This window comes from Bacillus sp. 5mfcol3.1, from assembly GCF_900114335.1.
Classification (GTDB): Bacteria; Bacillota; Bacilli; order Bacillales; family Bacillaceae_G; genus Bacillus_A; species Bacillus_A thuringiensis_S.
The window spans coordinates 1-1,820 of sequence record NZ_FOST01000056.1 but is presented as its reverse complement, the minus strand read 5'-3'; the positions used below and the strand labels follow the sequence as shown (position 1 = coordinate 1,820).

The following is a 1,820-nucleotide window of genomic DNA, read 5'->3' as shown; positions in this document are numbered from 1 at the left end:
TACTACTTGCTTGTTTTCCTTGTAGTGATTGGAACTATAGCGAGAACAGTGTACAAATTGAAATCTTCCTTTAAAAACTTAAATAATCATGAGAAAGGGTCTAGTCGTTTTACAACAGTTGAAGAGCTGAAAAAGCAGTACCGAGCTGTACCAGATCGAGAGGAAACATTTAAAGGTGGCGGTGGTGTTGTTATCTCCCGACTAGGTGACAAGGTATTTATTGATGATAGTCCGGTAAACAACTTAATTATTGGTACAACACGCTCTGGTAAAGGGGAAACCTATGTATTTCCTACAATTGATGTCTATTCTAGAGCAGAACATAAACCCTCCCTAATTTTTAATGATCCAAAGGGGGAATTGTTCAGCGCATCGAAAGAAACGCTGGAAGAACGAGGCTATCACATTGAAGTTTTGAACCTGTTAACTCCACTTGATTCTATGAGCTATAACTTATTGCAGCTTGTCAAAGATGCCTATAAAGATGGAGATTATTCAACGGCACAGGCATTATGTAAGACACTCTCACACACTTTGTATTATAAACCAGGTGTTAAAGATCCTTTTTGGCAAGATTGCGCTATGAGCTTATGTAACGCCATGATTTTAGCCATAACAGATAAATGTATTGCAGAAGGAACAGAGGAAAAAATAACGATGTATGCAGTAGCTAACATGCTATCGGAACTTGGTTCGAAAGAAATAATTATAGATCCAGAGGAACCGCCGAAAAATGCTTTAGATTTATACTTTGAGAATTTACCATCAGACAGTGTTGCGAAAATGCAATATGCAACTTCTAATTTCTCAAAAGGGCAAGCTAGAGGTGGTATTTTTACACAAACAATGAACGGTTTATCTATTTTTACATTTGATGAAATCGCTAAAATGACCGCAAAAAATAGTGTGGATTTAAAACGTGTAGGTTTTGGAAAAACAATAAAAGGAAAAGTAACACCTAGAAAACGAATAGAAATTGTATTTCCGGATGGCTCAAAGGAGTCTATCAAATCAGATATTAAGGGACGTTTTGCATTAGATTTTAAGAAAGTAATAAAAGTTGGGGATACCATTCAATTTAATGAAAAAGGAAATAAGAAAAAGAAAACATCTATTTCTATTATGAAAATAGATGAAAAGACAGGTGATACAGAATTTAAAGTAATAGAAGAAAATGAAGATATACAAGTAATAACAGTGGACTATTTCGATAAACCAGTCGCTATTTTTATGATTACACCAGACTTTGATTCTTCAAATCATGTGATTGCTTCTATTTTTGTAAGGCAGCTTTATTTTATATTGGCAAAGGGTGCATCCCTCGCTCGTGGAGGGAAATGTCACCGTGAAGTGGTTTTTTGCTTAGATGAGTTTGGAAATATGCCGAGTATTGAAGGAATGGCAAATATTATCACGGTTTGTCTTGGTAGAAATGTTCGCTTTAACCTTGTAATCCAGGCATATGCACAATTGAAAAATAAGTATGGTGAGGATGCAGATACGATTGATGGAAACTGTGGGAATACCATCTACATTCTAACGAACGATCAAGAAACCGCCGAAAAAGTTTCCAAAAAACTAGGGAATCAGACGATTAATCTATCTTCCCGAAGCGGAAAAAGTCTTTCTACTGATAAAAATAAAACGGAAAGTCTAGATCAACGCCCACTGTTAACAGCAAATGAACTTATGAATTTTAAAGAAGGTGAAAGTGCCGTTATTCGTGTTATAAAACGTCAGGATAATAACAGAAAACGGATCAGACCTCGCCCAATTTATAATACGGGAGAAACAGCCTTAAAATACAGATGGGAGTACTT

General features: G+C 35.8%; 1 protein-coding gene. It reads left to right on the top strand.

Annotated features, from left to right (window positions below; all coding sequences use genetic code 11):
- On the top strand, positions 1-1,820 hold a 1,820-nt coding region (locus BM089_RS30380), incomplete at both ends, for a VirD4-like conjugal transfer protein, CD1115 family (RefSeq protein ID WP_090979217.1).